At 70.3% G+C, this 20,033-nt stretch carries 13 protein-coding genes; 10 read left to right on the forward strand and 3 right to left on the reverse strand.

The features are described from left to right. Nucleotides 1-576 (reverse strand): hypothetical protein (locus ABZY57_RS14845; protein ID WP_356511799.1); only part of this gene is annotated, 576 nt, incomplete at its 3' end. A gap of 361 nt (nt 577-937) precedes the next feature. On the opposite strand from ABZY57_RS14845, the gene ABZY57_RS14850 reads away from it, so the two are divergent. The 3 genes from ABZY57_RS14850 (at nt 938) to ABZY57_RS14860 (ending at nt 7,965) form a co-directional block, all read left to right on the forward strand. Then, nucleotides 938-3,088, forward strand: coding sequence for a RecQ family ATP-dependent DNA helicase (locus ABZY57_RS14850; RefSeq protein WP_356511801.1), 2,151 nt, complete (start codon nt 938-940; stop codon nt 3,086-3,088). A 199-nt stretch (nt 3,089-3,287) separates the two neighbouring features. After that, nucleotides 3,288-5,468: an MMPL family transporter gene (locus tag ABZY57_RS14855; RefSeq protein WP_356511803.1), complete on the forward strand. Its 2,181-nt coding sequence runs from the start codon at nt 3,288-3,290 to the stop codon at nt 5,466-5,468. Nucleotides 5,469-5,925: 457 nt separating this feature from the next. After that, nucleotides 5,926-7,965 (forward strand): LuxR C-terminal-related transcriptional regulator, encoded by a 2,040-nt coding sequence (locus ABZY57_RS14860; RefSeq protein ID WP_356511804.1) that lies wholly within the window; start codon nt 5,926-5,928, stop codon nt 7,963-7,965. A gap of 38 nt (nt 7,966-8,003) precedes the next feature. On the opposite strand, the gene ABZY57_RS14865 is transcribed toward ABZY57_RS14860, so the two are convergent. Then, nucleotides 8,004-9,116 (reverse strand): ketoacyl-ACP synthase III, encoded by a 1,113-nt coding sequence (locus ABZY57_RS14865; protein WP_356511872.1) that lies wholly within the window; start codon nt 9,114-9,116, stop codon nt 8,004-8,006. Further along, nucleotides 9,113-11,950: an AAA family ATPase gene (locus ABZY57_RS14870; RefSeq protein ID WP_356511806.1), complete on the reverse strand. Its 2,838-nt coding sequence runs from the start codon at nt 11,948-11,950 to the stop codon at nt 9,113-9,115. Before ABZY57_RS14870 ends, ABZY57_RS14865 begins: the two co-directional genes overlap by 4 nt. 374 nt (nt 11,951-12,324) lie before the next feature. Here ABZY57_RS14870 and ABZY57_RS14875 point away from each other — a divergent pair, with 374 nt between their 5' ends. The 7 genes from ABZY57_RS14875 to ABZY57_RS14905 are packed head-to-tail and all read left to right on the forward strand — an operon-like array spanning nt 12,325 to nt 19,991. Beyond that, nucleotides 12,325-13,413, forward strand: coding sequence for a polyprenyl synthetase family protein (locus tag ABZY57_RS14875; RefSeq protein ID WP_356511808.1), 1,089 nt, complete (start codon nt 12,325-12,327; stop codon nt 13,411-13,413). Nucleotides 13,414-13,418: 5 nt separating this feature from the next. Beyond that, nucleotides 13,419-14,513, forward strand: coding sequence for a mevalonate kinase (mvk, locus tag ABZY57_RS14880; RefSeq protein WP_356511810.1), 1,095 nt, complete (start codon nt 13,419-13,421; stop codon nt 14,511-14,513). Continuing rightward, nucleotides 14,503-15,552, forward strand: coding sequence for a diphosphomevalonate/mevalonate 3,5-bisphosphate decarboxylase family protein (gene mvaD / locus ABZY57_RS14885; protein WP_356511812.1), 1,050 nt, complete (start codon nt 14,503-14,505; stop codon nt 15,550-15,552). Before mvk ends, mvaD begins: the two co-directional genes overlap by 11 nt. A 14-nt stretch (nt 15,553-15,566) precedes the next feature. Continuing rightward, on the forward strand, nt 15,567-16,667 hold the full coding sequence (locus ABZY57_RS14890; RefSeq protein ID WP_356511814.1) for a phosphomevalonate kinase: 1,101 nt from the start codon (nt 15,567-15,569) through the stop codon (nt 16,665-16,667). After that, nucleotides 16,664-17,755 (forward strand): type 2 isopentenyl-diphosphate Delta-isomerase, encoded by a 1,092-nt coding sequence (gene fni, locus ABZY57_RS14895; RefSeq protein ID WP_356511816.1) that lies wholly within the window; start codon nt 16,664-16,666, stop codon nt 17,753-17,755. Before ABZY57_RS14890 ends, fni begins: the two co-directional genes overlap by 4 nt. A gap of 29 nt (nt 17,756-17,784) precedes the next feature. Beyond that, entirely contained in the window at nt 17,785-18,813 is a 1,029-nt protein-coding gene (locus ABZY57_RS14900; protein WP_356511874.1) for a hydroxymethylglutaryl-CoA reductase, read from the forward strand. Between the two features lie 2 nt (nt 18,814-18,815). Beyond that, on the forward strand, nt 18,816-19,991 hold the full coding sequence (locus ABZY57_RS14905; protein ID WP_356511818.1) for a hydroxymethylglutaryl-CoA synthase: 1,176 nt from the start codon (nt 18,816-18,818) through the stop codon (nt 19,989-19,991). The last annotated feature ends 42 nt before the right edge of the window (nt 19,992-20,033 follow it).

Below are 20,033 nucleotides of genomic sequence, written 5' to 3' on the forward strand. Positions count from 1 at the left end.
GGCGAGCGGGGCGAACTCGGACGGCGCATCGCCGAGGCGCTCGGGCCGGGAGTCCGAGCTGGGGCTCCGCCCGCCGCGGCCCTCGCCCAGCACCTGCCAGCCGCCCCGGGTCAGCGTGATGTACGCGCCGCAGCGCAGCCCGTGCAGGGTGCAGGCGTCCCGCAGCCCCCACATCCAGGCGCCGTCCTCCTCGGTCCAGCGCTCGTCGCCGTCGCGGCAGAACAGCAGCACGGCGGTCCGTACCGGGGTCCGTCGCCGCAGGTCGTGAGGAAGGACCCGGCGCAGCCGGGACAGCAGGGCGTTGCGGTACTCCCAGCCGTCGGCCGCGGTGGACCGCTGCACGAAGGAGGCGCTGGCCACGAGCCGCTCCTCGGGCCCGAGCACGGCGATCACCGCCGTGGACGGGACGGGGCTGTGCCGTGAGTGCAGTCCACTGACGACCTCGCGCGGATTGCGCAGGAGCGGGACACCCGACGCCGTCCACTCGGAGGGTTCCAGCAGTCGGCCGTGCCGGCTGGCGCCGCCGGTGGTCGTTCTCAGGGACGTGGTCGAGGGCGGGGCGAATCCGAAGGTCACGGTCCTCCCTTCGGGTACACGCCCGCGAACGGGCACAGCTGGAGTGCGGGCGCGCCACGGCGCGGCTCAGGAGAGCGCCGTCGAGCCGAGCGGGAGCAACACAATTCTCGCGTGGCGCGTGAGCATGCGGCAACGAGCAATTGGAGCCGCCGACCGGAATTCGCCGGTATGCCGTTCATATCCTTGCCCCGGCACGCCGAAGATGACTCCTTCGGTCCAGTCCGGAGCGCCGGCCCCGGGAGAAGCACCCCCTCGGCGCCCGTCCCCCGCAGCGGTCGCGCGCCGAGACGGACGGCTCGTGGGCCGTACGTCACGCTGGGTGAATTGGCCGATTGTCCTAGCCATCGGGTTGCATGGGGGCATGGACAACCTGGAGCTCCGCGCTGAAGCCGATGCCATCCTCGCTGAGCTGGTCGGTGCCCCCGGGGGTTCGGCGCGCCTGCGGGAGGACCAGTGGCAGGCGGTGTCGGCCCTGGTGGAGGAGCGACGGCGGGCGCTGGTGGTGCAGCGCACGGGGTGGGGCAAGTCGGCGGTGTACTTCGTGGCGACGGCCCTGCTGCGCCGTCGCGGCGCGGGCCCGACGGTGATCATCTCGCCGCTCCTCGCGCTGATGCGCAACCAGGTCGACGCCGCGGCGCGGGCCGGGATCCAGGCGCGGACGATCAACTCGGCCAACCCGGAGGAGTGGGAGACGATCTACGGGGAGGTCGAGCGGGGCGAGACCGACGTTCTCCTCGTGAGTCCGGAGCGCCTCAACTCGGTGGATTTCCGCGAGCAGGTGCTGCCCAAGCTCGCGGCCACGACCGGCCTGCTCGTGGTCGACGAAGCACACTGCATCTCCGACTGGGGCCATGACTTCCGCCCCGACTACCGCCGGCTGCGCACCATGCTCGCCGAGCTCGCACCCGGCGTGCCCGTGCTCGCCACCACCGCGACGGCCAACGCACGGGTCACGGCCGATGTGGCCGAGCAGCTGGGCACGGGCGGCGGGGGCGCCCTGGTCCTGCGCGGCGCGCTGGACCGGGAGAGCCTGCGGCTGGGCGTACTGGAGCTGCCGAACGCGGCGCACCGGCTGGCGTGGCTGGGGGAGCGGCTGGGGGACCTGCCGGGCTCGGGGATCATCTACACGCTGACGGTGGCGGCCGCGGAGGAAGTCGCGGCGTTCCTGCGGCAGCGCGGGTATCCGGTGGCTTCCTACACGGGGAAGACGGAGAACGCCGACCGGCTGCAGGCCGAGGAGGATCTGCTCGCGAACCGGGTGAAGGCGCTGGTGGCGACCTCCGCGCTGGGGATGGGCTTCGACAAGCCGGACCTGGGGTTCGTGGTGCACCTGGGCTCTCCCTCGTCCCCGATCGCCTACTACCAGCAGGTGGGCCGTGCGGGGCGCGGCGTGGACCACGCCGACGTGCTGCTGCTGCCGGGGCGGGAGGACGAGGCGATCTGGGCGTACTTCGCTTCGGTGGGATTCCCGCCCGAGGAGCAGGTCCGGCGGACCCTGGACGTACTGGAGCAGGCCGGGCGGCCGTTGTCGCTGCCGGCGCTGGAGCCCTTGGTGGACCTTCGGCGTTCGCGGCTGGAGACGATGCTCAAGGTCCTGGACGTGGACGGGGCGGTCAAGCGCGTGAAGGGTGGCTGGACCTCCACCGGACAGCCGTGGGCGTACGACGCGCAGCGCTACGAGTGGGTGGCCCGGCAGCGGCAGGCCGAGCAGCAGGCCATGCGGGACTACGTGGCGACCACGGGGTGCCGCATGGAGTTCCTGCAGCGCCAGCTCGACGACGAGCAGGCGACCCCGTGCGGCCGCTGCGACTCCTGCGCCGGGCCCTGGCTCGACCCCGCCGTGTCCAGCGGGGCCCTCGACACGGCGACCGGTGAGCTCGACCGCCCCGGTGTCGAGATCGAGCCCCGCCGCATGTGGCCCTCGGGCATGCCCGCGGTCGGCGTCGACCTCAAGGGCCGCATCCCCGTCGGGCAGCAGGCGGCCACCGGGCGGGCGCTCGGGCGGCTGTCGGACATCGGCTGGGGCAACCGCCTGCGCCCGCTCCTGGCGGAGCAGGCCGCGGACGGGCCCGTTCCGGACGACGTCCTGGCGGCCGTGGTGACGGTGGTGGCCGACTGGGCCCGTTCGCCGGGTGGGTGGGCCGGCGGCTCGGCGGCCCGGCCCGTGGGGATCGTGGCCATGCCCTCCCGCTCGCGCCCCCAGCTGGTGGGCTCGCTCGCCGAGGGCCTGGCCCGGGTCGGGCGGCTCCCGCTGCTGGGGAGCCTCGCCTACACCGCGCAGGCGGGCGAGTACGGCGCACACCGCAGCAACTCCGCCCAGCGGCTCCGCGCCCTGGCCGCCTCGTTCGCCGTCCCCGACGAACTCGCCGCCGCCCTGGCCGCCACCCCGGGACCCGTCCTGCTCGTCGACGACTACGCCGACTCGGGCTGGACCCTGGCCGTGGGCGCCCGCCTCCTGCGCCAGAGCGGAGCCGACCAGGTGCTCCCCCTGACCCTGGCCCTGGCGGGCTGAGTTCTCCGAGGGGTGGGGATCCCGGGGCCACCGAGCGGCTCCCGCAGGGCATGTGACGGTCCGGAAGAACTGCCCAGTACCACGGGGGGAGTACGCCAACCGCGGTAGCGGCGGCGGCATAGTGCCTGCATACGCACATCGACGCAGGGGAATCCGACGGCAAGCATGGGGTCAACGCTCAACGACTCTAGGAGAGATCATGCCAACCGAGACTCCCCGCACGGATGGAGCTCTGGCGGCGCTAGCCCGGTTCTGCTACCGGAGCCGCCGCCTGGTCCTTTCTGCCTGGATCGTCGGTGTGATCGCCCTGGCGTTCGTCGGCTTCGGTTTCGGCGCGGACCCGGACAACGACTTCACCGGCGGTGACTCGGGGTCCGCCCAGGCCCAGTCCCTGATCGAGAAGCACTTCCCCGAGCAGCAGGGGGACACGCTGACGCTCGCGATCAAGGCGGAGAAGGGAATCGACGACCCCGCGACCCGGCAGAAGATCGAGAAGCTCGTCGCCGACCTGGACGCCTCGCCCTTCACGGGACCGGTGACCTCGCCGTACCAGGACGAGAAGCTGGTGACGGACGATCGCCGCATCGCCCGTACGACCATCCCGCTCACCGACCAGGACGTGAAGAAGACCGACGTCAAGCCCCTGGTCATGCTGGTCAAGGACGCCTCCGGTGACGGCGTGACGCTGGGTCTGGGCGGAGACAAGGCGGAGAAGGCCGAGACGCCCCCGCAGGGTCCGGCCGAGAGCGTGGGCGTCCTGGCGGCCGCGGTGATCCTGTTCATCGCCTTCGGGTCACTGGTGGCGATGGGGCTGCCGATCGTGACCGCGCTGATGGCGATCCTCGGCGGCATCGCCCTGATCAAGATCGTCGGACACATCGTCCCCTCGCCGGACTTCACCGTGCTCGTCGCCGCCCTGATCGGGCTCGGCGTCGGCATCGACTACGCGCTGTTCATCGTGACGCGCTACCGCGAGGGCCTGGAGGCGGGCGACGACCCCGAGACCGCCACGGTCACGGCCATCACCACGGCCGGCCACGCGGTGCTGTTCGCCGGCACGACCGTGGTGATCGCACTGCTGGGCCTGATCGCCATGGGCCAGCGGCTGATGACCGGTGTGGCCATCGGCGCGTCGCTGACCGTGCTCGTGACGATGATCGCCGCGCTGACCCTGCTGCCCGCGTTCCTCGGCTTCACCGGATACAAGATCAACTCGCTCCGCCTGCCGCGCCGCACGCCCCGCGGGCAGCGGACCGACGGTGCCCCCACCCCGCAGCGGCGCACCCCCGCCGAGCGCTGGGCCGGCGCGGTGCAGAAGAAGCCGCTGCTCGCCGCGGTACTGGCCGGAGCGGGCCTGCTGGTGCTGGCCCTCCCCGCGCTGTCGATGAAGCTGAGCCTGCCCGACGCGAGTGTCCAGCCCCGTGACAGGAGCAGCTACACCTCGTACGAGATCGTCTCCGAGGGCTTCGGCCCCGGCTACGGCGCACCCCTGATCTTCGCCACCGAGGTCGGCTCACAGGGCGCTGACCTGAGCCCCGTGATCGAAGCGGTCAGGAAGACCGAGGGCATCGCCCACGTCACGGAGCCGCGGGTCAGCAAGGACCAGAAGGCCGCCACGTTCATGGCCTTCCCCACGACCGGATTCCAGGATCCGGCGACCGCCGACCTGGTGCACGAGCTCCGCGACGACGTGCTGCCCCAGGCGGCCGCCGGCGCGAAGGTCCACATCGGCGGCCCGAACGCGGGCGCGATCGACTTCTCCGAGGAGACGAGCAGCCGCCTGCCCTGGATGGTCGCGATCGTCATCCTGATGTCCCTGATCCTGCTGGTCGCGCTCGTCCGGTCGGTCACGATCGCGCTGCAGGCCGCCGTGATGAACCTGCTGTCGATCGGCGCCGCCTACGGCGTGCTGGTCGCGGTCGTGCAGTGGGGATGGCTCGGCTCGGCCCTCGGGTTCCCGACCGAGATGTCGGTCACGACCTGGGTTCCGATGATGATGTTCCCGCTCCTGTTCGGCCTGTCGATGGACTACGAGGTCTTCCTGATCTCGCGGGTCCGTGAGGAGTTCGAGCGCACCGGCGATACCCGGACCGCCGTCACTCAGGGTCTGGCGCGCACCGCCAAGGTCATCACGGCGGCAGCCGCGATCATGGTCGCCGTCTTCACGACCTCGCTGCTCGGCTCCGACGTCGCGATCAAGCAGATCGGTCTGGGCATGGCGGTCGCCGTGTTCATCGATGCGACCGTCATCCGGATGATCCTGGTCCCCGCGGTGATGGAACTGTGCGGCAACGCCAACTGGTGGATGCCCGGACGCAAGACGCCGAAGACGACCCCGGCACCGCAGCCCGGGGTCGCCGAGGAAGAGCTCAAGGTCTGACACGCCTCCCCCCGGGGGAAGTGCGGGGAACCCCTGGACGGGGTTCCCCGCACTTTTCTGTGTGGGCGGCCGCCTCGCGCGCTCCGCCGCGGGCGTCCTCGCTGCCGGTCCGCGCCCGCCGGCCGGGCCCCTCCGGTAGCGGCCCAGGTGGACAGCCCATTACATATGTCATGGATTCGGATCTGCCAAAAGTAATGCAGGGGGTCTATCAACTGGGCACCAAGTCAAGCATGGACCATGGTGATGTCATCGCCCTTATGCTGGCCGTAAGGGCTCGGTAAGGTCGCCATAGCACGGTGGGGCCTCCTTTGCCGACAATGCCAACAGATCCTTCTAGGACGCTCGGTAAACAACTGAATGCAATGAGTGTGCAGGGTTGTGGCACGCCGGACTATATACGGGGGTAAGCCGGGGTATGGCAACGAAATTGCTAATGGAGAGTCATAGTCTAAAAGCCATGGTTGGCGGTGCGATGGTCGCCCAGCGCCAGGCCTCGGATCGACTGAACGGGAGTATTGCCGACAAAAAGATCCTGCGAGACATTCTCGGAGGTGAGCCGGACCAGGGCCTGCTCGACTTCACGGCCGATGCCAACGGGAATTCACGGTTGCTTGCCGAATGTGCCATCGGGTTCGTGGAGGAAGGGCTGGTAAAGGAATCCAACGGTATCTTCCGACTGACGGAACAGCGGGTCCCGGGCCGTGTGGTGACGTTCGTAAAACGTCTCCTCGGCGAGCTCAGCATGGACTGCCAGCGATTCCTCAAGGTTGCCGCGGTCCTGGGGAGGTCCTTCATGCTGGAGGACGTTTCCAGAATGCTGGACAAGTCCTCGGCCAGCCTGCTTTCGTCCTTGGACGAGGCGATCTCCTCGGGTTTCGTCCGTGCGGCGGAACACCAACTCGTATTCCAGAGCGATTTACTCCTGACGGGAGTCATCGAGTCGATCCCTGCTCCCGCACGCGGTGCGTTGCAGCGTGAGGCGATGGGCCGCTCCAGGAGGCGCGCAGACTCGCATGACCAGCAGTTCTGGGTGACCGGGGCCCCGCTGTGGATGGCCGAACGTCCGGCCGACCCCATCGAAGAGATGGCGGTCGAATCCGGCGAGGCGTATTCGAAGTCCCACGGCCTGATCATGGACGGGAAGGTGACGGCTGGAATACGCGCGGCGGAGCGCGTTCTCTCCAGCTCGACGAGTTCGGCTTCCGCCCGGCTCGATGCGGAAGCGTCCGTGATCCTGGGGTACTCCCTGCTCGGCATGGAAGAGGCGGAGAAGCGCTCCGCGAGGATCTTGAGGGAGCAGGAGTTCGGCCCGGGTGACGTGGCCGCGCTGATGGCGCTGACGGCGCTCTCCAATGCCCGCTGGCGTGCCGGCGAGCTGGGTGAAGGGCTCAGCCTGGGGCGTGCCGCGGTGCGGTACAGCGACGGTGTGGATCCCGTCTGGCGCCTGCACTTCCGGCTCGCGCTCGCCGGAAAGCTCGCGAACCTGCGCGAGTTCGACAAGGCCGAGTCGCTGATCGACGAGGCGGAAGCCGGCCTGCACGAACTGGGTACGCCTGTCTGGGCCGCCGCGCCCGCCGCGATGCGGGCCCGGCTGTTCCTCCAGGCCGGACGATTCGGAGACGCTCGCCACCAGGCGGAGCTGGCGGCCGCCGCGGTCGGCCGGGACGCGGTTCCCATACTCCGGCCCCTCGTGTACTCGGTGCTCAGCACCGTCTTCCTCTACATGGGGGACCTGCCCGCGGCGACCGAGTACCTGAAGCGGGTGAAGAGCGAGTTCGAGACCGATCAGGCGGCCCTCTACTCTCCGCAGTACGCCTGGACCGAAGTGCGTATCGCGGTGAAAAGGGAAGGCCCCCGGGCGGCTGTCGAGCTGTTCTCCGACACGTACGGCCACCTGCCGACGCAGCGGAGCCTGTACATCGAGGATCCGGCCGCCGCCGCGTTCCTGGTCCGCCTGGCGCTGGACGTGGGTGACACCGACCTCAAGCGCAGTGTTCTCGAAACAGTCGACGGCCTCGCGGGCGACAACCCCGGCATTTCCGTTCTCAGCCTCAGCGCCCTGCACGCGAACGCCTTGGTGAACGGTGATCCGGCCGGACTGTCGCGCATCATCGCGCAGTCGCCGGACCCGATCTCGGTCGCCCTGGCGACGGAGGAGCTCGCCAAGATCTACGGTGCGAAATCCCCGATCCGCAGGCAGAACGCGGCCTGGGTTCCTTCGGACCCCTCGCAGGTGAAGGCGGAGGAAGCGGTGTCACCGCTGAATGCCGCCTGCTGGTCGGGTCTTTCCGACATGGAGCGACGCATCGCGTATCTCGTGAGCGCGGGGATGACCAACCAGCAGATCGCCAAACGGGTTCACCTGTCGGCACACACGGTGAACTATCACCTCCGGAAGATCTATAGGAAGTTGGACATCAACACCCGCGTCGAACTGGCACGCGGAGCCGCGAGCTATTCGAGTAGAGCTGCCATCTACTCGATCGAAGGCGCATAGATCACGGGCCCTCGGACGGTCGGGCGGGACACGGTGTCTCACCTCGACTGCACGGGGGCCTCGGCGTACACCGCGCTCCGGGGCGGCCCGGCGTGCCGGGTGGGCAGCCAGCGGGTCAGGGCCGAACCCACCGACATGCCCCCGCCGAAACCGGTGAGCAGGACCACGTCCCCGTCGGCGAAAGCACCCTCGCGGTGGGCGAGGTCGAGGGTGATGGGTACCGAGGCCGCGCCGGTGTTGCCGTACGACTCCAGAGCCAGGTGGAAGCTGGCCCCGGGCAGCCCGAGCGAGGGCCAGATCTCCTGGAGCATCACCGCGTTCGCCTGGTGGGCGACGACGTGGCGGACCTCCTGCGGGGCCAGCCCCGCCCCGGCGAGCAGCTCCGCGACGGCCCCGGGCAGGTTGTCCTGCACGAACTCGCGGACCCGTCGGCCGTCCATCCGGAAGTACTGCAGGCCCTCGTCCAGCGCCTGCGCGGTGGCCGGGATCCGGCTGCCGCCGGCCGGCACGCTGATCAGCTCGTGCTGGTCGCCCCGGGTGAGCAGCGAAGTGGCGAACACGCCCCGGTCGTTCGGGGCCGGGCCGAGGACGACGGCCCCGGCGCCGTCGCCGAAAAGAATGGCCGTCCGGCGGTCGGAGTAGTCGAGGATCCGGGAGTAGATGTCCGCGCCGATGACCAGCCCGTAGCGCTCGCCCGGCTCGGCGCACAGCATCCGCTCGGCGACCGTCAGCGCGTACACGAAGCCGCTGCACACCGCATTGAGGTCGAAGGCCGCCGCGTTCACCGCCCCGAGCCGGTGCTGGACGATGCTCGCCGTGGACGGCTGCGGGTGGTCGGGGGTGGACGTGGCGACGATGACGTAGGCGAGCTCCTCGGGGCCGACACCCGCCTGTTCGAGGGCCCGGACGGCGGCCGCCGCGGCGAGGTCGGACGTGGCCTGGCCGGGATCCGCCCGGCGGCGGCTTCGGATGCCGGTCTTGCGGACGATCCATTCGTCCGTGACGCCGGCCCGTTCGGCTATCTCCTCGTTGGAGACTTCGGTCGGGGGCAGGTATGCGCCGGTACCGAGGATTCCGATGGATCGGATGGTGACTCCCGTGGTGAGGGTGGGCGGTTGGCTAGAGCTGTGTGGGCCGTCGGACGGGATCAGCCGGCCGACCCGGGCCGGTGGGGCGTGGCCATGGCGGGTGCGAGGCCGTGCACGATGAAGTGCTTGGTCAGCTCCACGCGACTGTTGATGTTGAGCTTCGAGAACACGCGCCGGAGGTGGCTGTCGACGGTGTGGGGTGACAGGAACAGCACGCTCGCCGCCTCCCTGTTGGTCCTGCCGTCGACGATCGCCCGTACGACGCGCAGCTCCGCACTCGTCAGGCTCTCCCACCCCGACTTGGGCCGGTCGGCGCCCACGGCGCGCACGTCGTGCACGCCGAGACGGCGCAGCTTCTTCTGTACGCGTGCGGTGTCCCGCTGAGCAGCGCATTCCAGGTACACGTCCATGGCGGACTCGAGGAGCCGAACGGTCCGGGTCTTGTTCCCCATGCCCTGTTCGAGCTCTGCCGCGTCCTCGAGCGCACTGCCCGCTGCCAGCGGGAGGGCGGCGTGCCGGAAGAGCTCCACGGCGCGGTGCAGGGCGACCATGTCCTTGCGCAGGACGCCTTCGGCGTGTTCGGCTCCGCCCGCCAGGGACTGCACGGTCGGGTTGCGCGTGGCGAGGCGCCGGGCGAACGCGGCCGCCTGCTCGGCCTCCGTACCCAGCCCGGCCGGCTCGGCCAGGCGTACGAGCATGGCCGCCGCCGTCCGGGCCTCGGCGAAGAGCAGCGGGTCGGGGGCCACCTGTCCCTCGATGTTGATCAGTGTCTGGACCATCATCGCCGGACGCCCACTGGCTGCGTGGAACTGTGCGAGAGCCCAGTCCAGACGCCCCTTGTCGGCTTCCCGGTCATCTGTCACCAGCCGTTCGGCCAGGCGCAACTGCTCGCTGGCGGTGGCGAGATCGCCGCGATGCATGCTCAGCCGGGCCAGCACGAGGCGCGCCGGTACGCAGTCCTGCGGGGACGACCGGTCCGCCACCCGGAGCGAGGCCTCGGCCTCGCCCCGTGCTTCCTCGAGCCGGCCCGCCGCTGCCAGGAGTTCGGCGTGATGGCCGTACCACAGGGACTCCGGCCAGGCCGCGCCGGACCTTTCCGCCTCTTGTCTGACGGTGTCGAGGACCGCCGTTGCCTCGTCGGGCCGATCGGCCGCGCCGAGAGCGCGGACCAGCCATGTCCACAGCGGGCGTTCGCAGGCGCCGCAGTACGTGGGGGTCGTCGCCGGCTGCGGACCCCAAGCGGAGTGGCTCCGCGCGGTGGACCCCGCGCCGTTGCCGGACCCCGCTCGCCGCTGGGGGAAGACCGACGGCGCGAGCCCGGCAGAGCGGGTACGCCACGAAGCCGTCACGGTCTCGTGCCTGCCGATCGGGCGCTCCGTGCGGAGCGACTCCGAGAGTGCCCCGTGCAGTTCGGTGCGAACCTGCTCATCGAGGTCCTGCCGTGCCAGCGTCCGCCGAATGATCTCGTCCGACATGCCCCGGAGTCCGGTGTCCCGCAGCCCCTGGCTCAATTCGAGCACCAGGTGCGACTCGGCCGCCGCCTCGACACCGGGGCGCAGGGCGGCGTCCGCGAGGCGCACGGCCTCGGCTCCCTTCCCGGCTACGGCGAGCAGCCGCAGGGCTCCCGCCAGCTTGCGCGGTACTTCGCCGAACACGTCTCCCAGAGCCGACACGGCCCGGGCCGCCATGCCGTCACAACCGCATCCGGGCTCTTGCGCCGGAGGTGCCGCCCCGGGGGAGACCGACGGGGTGACGACCGGTGCGACCGCGCCGGGTCGTCCGGCCGCGGCGTCCTGCGTGCGGGCCCCGGCCTGATGCGCGTTCGGAGCAGGTGAAGGGGGGCCCGCGGGCCGCGTCTGAGGACTCCCGCCAGTCGACCCGGAAGCCGGTGGCTCGTCCTGCCCCTGGAACGCGGGCTGCTGAAGCGCTTCCTCGATCACCGCGTGGCGGAACGCCAGCCCCGTGCCTTCACGTCGCATCAGGCCCACGTTCACGGCCCAGTCGATGCTCGAGGACACCTCGGAGGCCGGCTCGCCGAGCGACGCCGCTGCCTCCTCGGCCGTGAACGGACGACCCGTCCTGCTGCCGGACACGACCAGCCGCCGGACCGCGGGGGGCATCTCGCCCAACAGGCGGCCGATGGCGGGGAAGAGGGTTTCGGGCAGACGCTCGGCCACCGCCGAAGCCGTGCCGTCGACGATGACCACCTGGCCGGCCTGGAGGAGCGCCTTGAGCAGGTTCTCCACCAGCCAGGGGTTGCCACCGCAGCGATCCGTCCAGCCGAGCACGGACTCGTCCGGTGTGGCGCCGAGGATGCCGGTGGCCAGTTCGGCTACCGATCCATCGTCCAGCGGGCTCAGGGAAAGCCGTACGGCGGCGTGGTCGATCACCCAGTCGAGGGCGTGCTGGGCGAGCGGCCGGGCGGGCACCGGCCGGCGTGCGAGGAGCCACAGCACCGGTGAGGAGGCGAGCGACTGCACGAGCCCGCGCAGGGCGAGGCCGCTGGCATCGTCGATGAGCTGAGCATCGTCCAGAACGATCACGAGGGGATGCCTGTGTGCCGCGTTCTCGACCAACTCGCCGACCCGGTCCATCAACCAGAACGGATTCCTGCCCGGGCGGACCAGGTCGTCGAAGTCGGCCCCATCGGGCATGACGTGCCGCAACAGGGTGATCAGCACGTGGAGGGGAACCGGACGATCGGTTCCGTTGGTCTGCCCGGCGACCACGGTCAGGCCTCGTTCCACCCCTTCCAGGGCGGCGGACTTCAACAGGCGGGTCTTTCCCATGCCGAAGGGGCCCTCGACGATGACGCAGCCGCCGGAGCCCTGTGAGACGGCGTCCACATGGCGGCCCAGCGTCGACAGCACGCGTTCACGCCCTATCAATGGATTCATGACTACCCCCGAGTTGCCCTGACGATCATCCGAGCAGGCGGCTCATCGTGACACGTTATGCCCTCGCATTTCGCGGACGCGGAATGTCTCACTCGCTTAGGTGGGCCCCGGTCGTACGCGTGCGGCCCCTACCGGTTGGAACTACTCGCGTGAGTAGTGGGCAGCCCGACATGCGGTGGCTAATATCGAACCATGCTGATTACGTGTGGGGTGGCTTAGGGGCATGGATGGGCTTCTGCAGAAATCGGCGAGGCCGATGTGTATTCGGAAAGGGCTGGCAGCCCGGACTCGAGTGATGTGATCTCAGTGAATTCATGTGATTTCGAGATTGAATATGAGAGCGAACGCCACCCCCTCGAGCGGGAGATGAGAGCATGACCGTCAGTTATCTCGGGGCAGCCACGGATACGACTGCCATCGACGCAGTGATCAGTGACTTCTTCGGCCAGCGCCGAGCCGAAGCCGACGCCCTGGGCGAGGACTTCGCGGCAGTGGTCGCCGAGCTGGAGAACTACGTTCTGCGGGGCGGCAAGCGCGTCCGGCCGGTCTTCGCCTGGCTGGGCTGGATCGGGGCCGGCGGCGACCGGCACGATCCGGGCGCCACAGCGGTGCTGACCGCCTGCGCGGGGCTCGAACTGCTGCACGCGTCGGCCCTGATACACGACGACATCATCGATGCGTCCGACACCCGCCGCGGCCGTCCCGCCGCGCACGTGGCCCTGGCCGAGCGGCACCGGATGCGGGGCTTCTCCGGCGACCCCGGCGCCTTCGGTACCGGCAGCGCCATCCTGGTCGGCGACCTGGCCCAGACCTGGGCCGACGTCATGGTCCGCGCATCCGGCCTGCCCGCGGAGGCGCAGACGCGGATCGGACCCGTGTGGTCCGCGGTGCGCTCCGAGGTCCTGTACGGCCAACTGCTCGACGTGATCAACCAGGCGAGCGACGACGAGAGCGTCGACTCGGCGCTGCGCGTCAACCAGTACAAGACGGCCTCCTACACGGTGGAGCGCCCGCTGCAGTTCGGTGCCGCCATCGCCGGTGCGGGTGCGGACCTCGTCGCCGCCTACGGTGCCTTCGGGGCGGACATCGGTATCGCGTTCCAGCTCAGGGACGACCTGCTGGGCGTGTTCGGCGACCCGACGGTGACGGGCAAGCCCTCGGGCGACGACCTTCGGGAGGGCAAGCGGACGGTTCTGCTCGCCACCGCGCTCAAAGAAGCGGACGAATCCGATCCGGACGCGGCGAAGTTCATCAGGGCGAAGATCGGCACCGAGCTCGCCGACTATGAGATCGACGCCCTTCGGGACATATTCGTCAATGTCGGTGCCGTGGACCGCATAGAGCGGCAGATCGCGCACCGTACCGAACGGGCCATGGGCGTACTGGAAGCCAGCAGCGCCACCGCCCCCGCAAAGGACCAGCTCGCCGCGATGGCGGTCAAAGCGACACAGCGGGCTCGATGATGGCAATGACGAATTCGCACGTTTTCGCCGGCCATGCCGTCTCCGCGCTCGATCAGGACGTAGAAGGCGACCGGATCGGCTTCGGGCGCGCCCACGGGAAAGCAATTCTGCTCGGCGAGCACGCCGTCGTTTACGGTGCGCCCGCCCTGGCCATTCCGGTCCCCGAATTGCCGGTGACCGCGACCGCCAGGCGAGTGCGGTGTTCCGACCGAGGCGCGGACAGGGTCTCCTTCGCGCTGGCCGGTCCGGGGCCCGGGACGGTGACACCGATCGCCGCGGACGGCCTGCGGCGCCTGCTCCCGGACTTCAAGGCGAGGACGGGCGTCAGCGGCCACGTGTGTGTGGACGTGATCATCGACTGTGCGATCCCGCAGGGCCGCGGGCTCGGCTCCAGCGCCGCCTGCGCGCGGGCGGCCGTGATGGCCTTCGCGGACCTCTTCGACCGCCGGCTCGACGCCCGCGACGTGTTCGATCTCGTGCAGGCCTCGGAGAAGGTGGCGCACGGCCGGGCGAGCGGTATCGACGCGCTCGCCACCGGCGCTGCGTCCCCTCTCCTCTTCCGTGCCGGCACTGCCCGGGAACTGCCCGTTCCCATGGGGCACACCCCCGCGCATTCCCACGTCCGGACCGAGGGCCACGCCGATGACGGCAGGCCCTACGGCTTCGACGGGGTGTTCGTCATCGCGGACAGCGGGGTCAGCGGCAGCACCAAGGAAGCGGTCGAGCTCCTGTGGCGGAAGTTCGAGCGCAGCGCTGAGACGCAGGCCGACTTCATCCTCGGAGTGTCACGGCTGACCCGCGCCGCCGTACGCGACCTCGCTCGCGGCCGGGCGAGCGACTTCGGCGCGCGAATGACAGAAAACCACAAGCTGCTCCACGAGGTGGGGCTCAGTACGGACCGGATCGACGGCCTCGTCGACGCCGCGCTCGCGGCCGGCAGCCTCGGCGCCAAGATCAGCGGCGGCGGGCTCGGAGGCTGCGTGATCGCGCTGGCCGCAGAGCCGCGCCAGGCAGAGGCGACCGTGCGGAGCCTCCACGAAGCCGGCGCCGTCCGTACCTGGGTAGTCCCGATGGGAAGGTTTGCAAACCATGCTGATTGACCACAAGTTGGGACCGACGGGACCTCAGGCGAGTCTTCTCGACCACGGGTCGACCGCCGTCGCCCATCCGAACATCGCGCTCATCAAGTACTGGGGCAAGCGCGACGAGCGGCTCATCATCCCCTACGTCGACAGCCTGTCGATGACCCTGGACGTCTTCCCGACGAACACCACCGTCCGGCTCGACCCGGAGGCGCGGACCGACAGCGTCCTCCTCGACGGAAAGCCCGCGGAGGGTGAACCGCGGGAGCGCGTCGTCGTCTTCCTGGACCTGGTACGGGAGTTGGCCGGGCGCAGCGAAAGGGCCGCCGTCGACACCCGCAACGCCGTCCCCACCGGGGCGGGGCTGGCATCGTCGGCGAGTGGTTTCGCCGCCCTGGCCGTCGCCGCCACCGCCGCGTACGGGCTGGATCTCGATCCCACCGCGCTCTCCCGCCTCGCCCGGCGCGGGTCCGCGTCGGCCTCCCGGTCGATCTTCGGCGGCTTCGCGGTGTGCCACGCGGGCCAGGGCGTCGGCGAGGCCGCGGACCTCAGCTCCTTTGCCGAGCCGGTGCCCCTCCCGGACTTCGACCCCGCCCTGGTGGTCGCTCTGGTCAACGCCGGCCCCAAGGCCGTGTCCAGCCGCGCGGCCATGCGGCGGACCGTCGAGACCTCGCCGCTCTACCAGGCCTGGGCGACGTCGAGCAAGGGCGACCTGATCGACATGCGGGCCGCGCTGCTCCGCGGCGACCTCGAAGCGGTGGGGGAGATCGCGGAGCGCAACGCCCTCGGCATGCACGCGACCATGCTGGCCGCGCGGCCGGCCGTACGCTACCTGTCGCCGGCCACCGTGTCCGTACTCGACGGCGTCCTCCAGCTCCGCAAGGAGGGCGTGGCGGCCTACGCGACCATGGACGCCGGACCGAACGTCAAGGTGCTCTGCCACCCCGAGGCCGCGCCCCGGGTCGCCGAGACCCTGCTGGCCGCAGCGCCCGGATGCTCGGTGCTCACCGCCCGGCGCGGTCCGGGAGCCAGGCTGCTGCCGGCGGCCGAACAGTGACCGGTAGGAGAACCGTGAGCCGGCGGGCGCCGGGCAAACTGTTCATCGTCGGCGAGTACGCGGTGGTGCAGCCGGGCCACCCGGCGATCCTGGCAGCGGTCGACCGGCAGGTCGACGTCACCGTGTCGGCGTCCCACGGCGCCGACGTCGTGATCGATTCCGACCTCTCCCCGGAACCGACGCGACTGCGGCGCAGCGCGGGCGGGCTCGCCCCACTCGGCGCGGACGACGAACAACGGGTACGGGACGGCCTCACCCACGTGGTGTCGGCGATCGAAACGGTCGACGGACTGCTGGCCGGCCAGGGGCTGTCCGCGCACCCCGTCCACCTCTCGATCACCAGTCGCCTGCACCACGAGGGAACCAAGCTCGGCCTGGGATCCAGCGGCGCGGTGACGGTCGCCACGGTGTCCGCCGTGGCCGCGTACCACGGCCTGGAGCTGTCGCAGGACGCGCGGTTCAAGCTGGCGATGATCGCGTCGTCGCGGCTCGACGCCGGTTCCTCCGGCGGCGACCTCGCCGCGAGCGTCTGGGGCGGTTGGATCGAGTACCACGCGCCCGATCGAGCCGCCGTGCTCGACATGGTGCAGCGCCGGGGCATCGAGGAGTCGATCCGCACGCCGTGGCCGGGGTTCGAGGTGCGAGCGCTCCCGGCCCCCCGCGGTCTGACGGTCGAGGTGGGCTGGACCGGCCGGCCCGCAAGCACCACCGCCCTGGTCGGCAGCCTCGGAAAGCGGGCCTGGCAGGGCAGCACCTCACAGCGGGCCTTCGTGGAGCGCAGCGACGCATGTGTGCGCGCCTGCGCCGACGCACTCGAACGAGGTGACGGCCCGGAGTTGCTGCGGCAGGTCCGCGGCGCCCGCCGGATGCTCGCCGAACTGGACGAGGAGGTCCGGCTCGGAATCTTCACCACCACACTGACCGCGCTGTGCGATGCGGCCGAGGCCGTCGGAGGCGCGGGCAAACCGTCCGGCGCCGGAGGCGGCGACTGCGGCATCGCGCTGCTGGACGCCACGGCGCAGGAGCGGATCCCGCACCTGCGCAAGGGATGGGACGCCGCAGGGGTGCTCCCCGTGCCGATCCATCTCCAGTCGACGAAAGGGAGCGCAGCATGATCGCTGAGCGCAAGGACGACCACGTGCGGTTCGCCGCCGAGCAACAACGCCACCTGGGCGGATACAACCAGTTCGACGAGGTGTCCTTCGTCCACCACGCCCTGGCCGGTATCGACCGGTCCGATGCTTCGCTGGCCACGCGGTTCGGCGGCATGGAGTGGAAGGTGCCGCTGTACATCAACGCGATGACCGGCGGCAGCGTCCGTACGGGCGCCATCAACCGGGATCTGGCGATCGCCGCCCGTGAGACCGGCGTGCCCATCGCGACGGGCTCCATGAGCGCCTACTTCGCCGACGAGGCCGTGGCCGACACCTTCAGCGTGCTGCGCCACGAGAACCCGGACGGGTTCATCATGGCGAACATCAACGCCAACGCCTCCGTCGAGAAGGCACGGCGGGCCGTGGACCTGTTGCAGGCGGACGCCCTGCAGATCCACCTCAACGTCATCCAGGAGACGGTCATGCCGGAAGGCGACCGGTCGTTCTCCTCCTGGGGACCGCAGATCGAGAAGATCGCGGACGGAGTGGACGTCCCGGTCATCGTGAAGGAAGTCGGCTTCGGACTGAGCCGCGAAACCGTATCGGCGCTGCGGGAGATGGGCGTGCGCGTGGTCGATGTCGCCGGCCGCGGCGGCACGGACTTCGCGCGCATCGAGAACGACCGGCGCAAGCACGCCGACTACTCCTACCTCAACGGCTGGGGCCAGTCCGCTCCCGCCTGCCTGCTGGACTCCCAGGACGCCGGCATCCCGGTCCTGGCCTCCGGCGGGGTCCGCAACCCACTCGACGTGGTGCGCGGACTGGCGCTCGGCGCTGCCGCCGTGGGCGTGTCCGGAGGGTTCCTCCGGACCGTTCTCGACGGCGGCCCGTCCGCCCTGATCAACCAGATCACCACGTGGCTCGATCAGGTGGAAGCCCTGATGACCGCCCTGGGCGCGCGCACCCCGTCCGATCTGAGCCGATGCGACGTGCTCGTCCACGGCGACCTGCGCACCTTCTGCGCCGACCGGGGGATCGACACCCATCGGCTGGCCACTCGCTCCCGCTCCTACGACACCGCTCACAAGACGGTTGGAGGCACCGCATGAACGACACGCACGCGATAGCCGGCGTTCCCATGAAATGGGTAGGACCCCTGAGGATTTCGGGGAACGTGGCGACCACCGAGTCGGAAGTCCCGCTCGCCACGTACGAGTCGCCCCTGTGGCCCTCCGTCGGCCGGGGAGCGAAGATCTCCATGCTGGTCGAGCAGGGAATCGTCGCCACCCTCATCGACGAGCGGATGACGCGCTCGGTGCTGGTCACGGCCAAGGACGCGCAGACCGCGTACCTGGCGGCGCTCGAGGTCGACGCGCGGTTCGACGAGCTGCGCGCGGTCGTGCGCACGTGCGGCCGGTTCGTCGAACTGATCGGGTTCCGCCACGAGATCGTGGCCAACCTGCTGTTCCTCCGGTTCGAGTTCAGCACCGGCGACGCCTCCGGTCACAACATGGCGACGCTGGCCGCGGATGCGCTCCTGACGCACATCCTGGGTGCCATTCCGGGGATCTCGTACGGCTCGATCTCCGCGAACTACTGCACCGACAAGAAGGCCACCGCGATCAACGGCATTCTCGGCCGCGGCAAGAACGTGGTCACCGAGCTGCTCGTACCGCGCGAGATCGTCCGCGACAGGCTGCACACCACGGCGTCGGCGATAGCCGAGCTGAACGTGCGCAAGAACCTGATCGGCACCCTGCTCGCCGGCGGAATCCGCTCGGCGAACGCCCACTACGCGAACATGCTGCTCGGGTTCTACCTGGCGACGGGCCAGGACGCGGCCAACATCGTCGAAGGCTCACAGGGCGTGACCGTGGCCGAGGACCGGGACGGCGACCTGTACTTCTCGTGCACGCTGCCGAACCTGATCGTCGGAACGGTCGGCAACGGAAAGGGACTCGGCTTCGTCGAGGAGAACCTGGCGCGTCTGGGCTGCCGCGAGGAGCGCGAGCCCGGCGAGAACGCACGGCGGCTCGCGGTCATGGTGGCCGCGACGGTGCTGTGCGGCGAACTCTCCCTCATGGCGGCGCAGACCAACCCGGGCGAACTCATGAGGGCGCACGTCGCGTTGGAGCGCAAGCACACGACCACAAAGATCGGACGGTAGAGGTGCCCAGGGATCTCGCGGTCGGAATCCACGACCTTTCCTTCGCCACGGGCCAGTACGTGCTGACGCACGAGACGTTGGCCGCCCACAACGGAACCGAGCTGGGCAAGTACCACCTCGGCATCGGCCAGCGGTCGATGAGCGTGCCCGCCGCCGACGAGGACATCGTGACGATGGCGGCGGCCGCCGCCGCCCCCATCCTGGCCCGGCACGGCGCCGACCGGATCCGGACCCTCGTCTTCGCCACGGAGTCGTCCGTCGATCAGGCGAAGGCAGCAGGCATCCACGTGCACTCGCTGCTGTCCATGCCCTCCGCCACCAGGGTCGTCGAACTCAAGCAGGCCTGTTACGGCGGGACTGCGGCCCTGCAGTTCGCCATCGGCCTCGTCCACCGCGACCCCTCGCAGCAGGTCCTCGTGATCGCCAGCGACGTCTCGAAGTACGAGCTGGACAACCCGGGCGAGGCCACCCAGGGCGCGGCGGCGGTGGCCATGCTGGTCAGCGCGGATCCCGCTCTGGTGCGCATCGAGGAGCCGTCCGGGGTGTTCACCGCCGACATCATGGACTTCTGGCGGCCGAACTACCTCACCACCGCCCTCGTCGACGGGAAGGAATCCGTCTCCGCGTACCTGCAGGCCACGGACGGTGCGTGGAAGGACTACACCGAGCAGGGCGGCCGTGAATTCGGCGAGTTCGCCGCGTTCTGCTACCACCAGCCCTTCACGAAGATGGCCTACAAGGCCCACCGGCATCTGCTCGCGAGCTGTGGGCAGGAGGTCGACGAGGACGAGGTCACCCGCGCCATCGGGCAGACGACGGCCTACAACGAAGTCGTCGGGAACAGCTACACGGCGTCCATGTACCTCGGTCTGGCCGCGCTGCTCGACAACGCCGACGATCTGACGGGCCAGGCCATCGGCATGCTCAGCTACGGGTCCGGCAGCGTCGCCGAGTTCTTCGCCGGCGTCCCCGTCCCGGGCTACCGATCGCATCTGCGATCCGAGCAGCACCGCGAGGCGATCGCCCGGCGCCAGGACATCGGCTACGCCGACTACCGGGAACGCCACCAGCAGGCCTTTCCCGTCGACGGCGGAGACCACCCCGCGCCGCGGGAGACCACCGGTCCCTACCGGCTGGCCGGGTTGTTCGGGCACAAGCGGGTCTACGAGCCGCGCTAGGCCGCCCGCCGCCCCGGCCCGTGCGCGGAGCCGGGGCGGCGC

The sequence above is a fragment of the Streptomyces sp. NPDC006450 genome, from assembly GCF_040612195.1.
Taxonomy (GTDB): Bacteria; Actinomycetota; Actinomycetes; order Streptomycetales; family Streptomycetaceae; genus Streptomyces.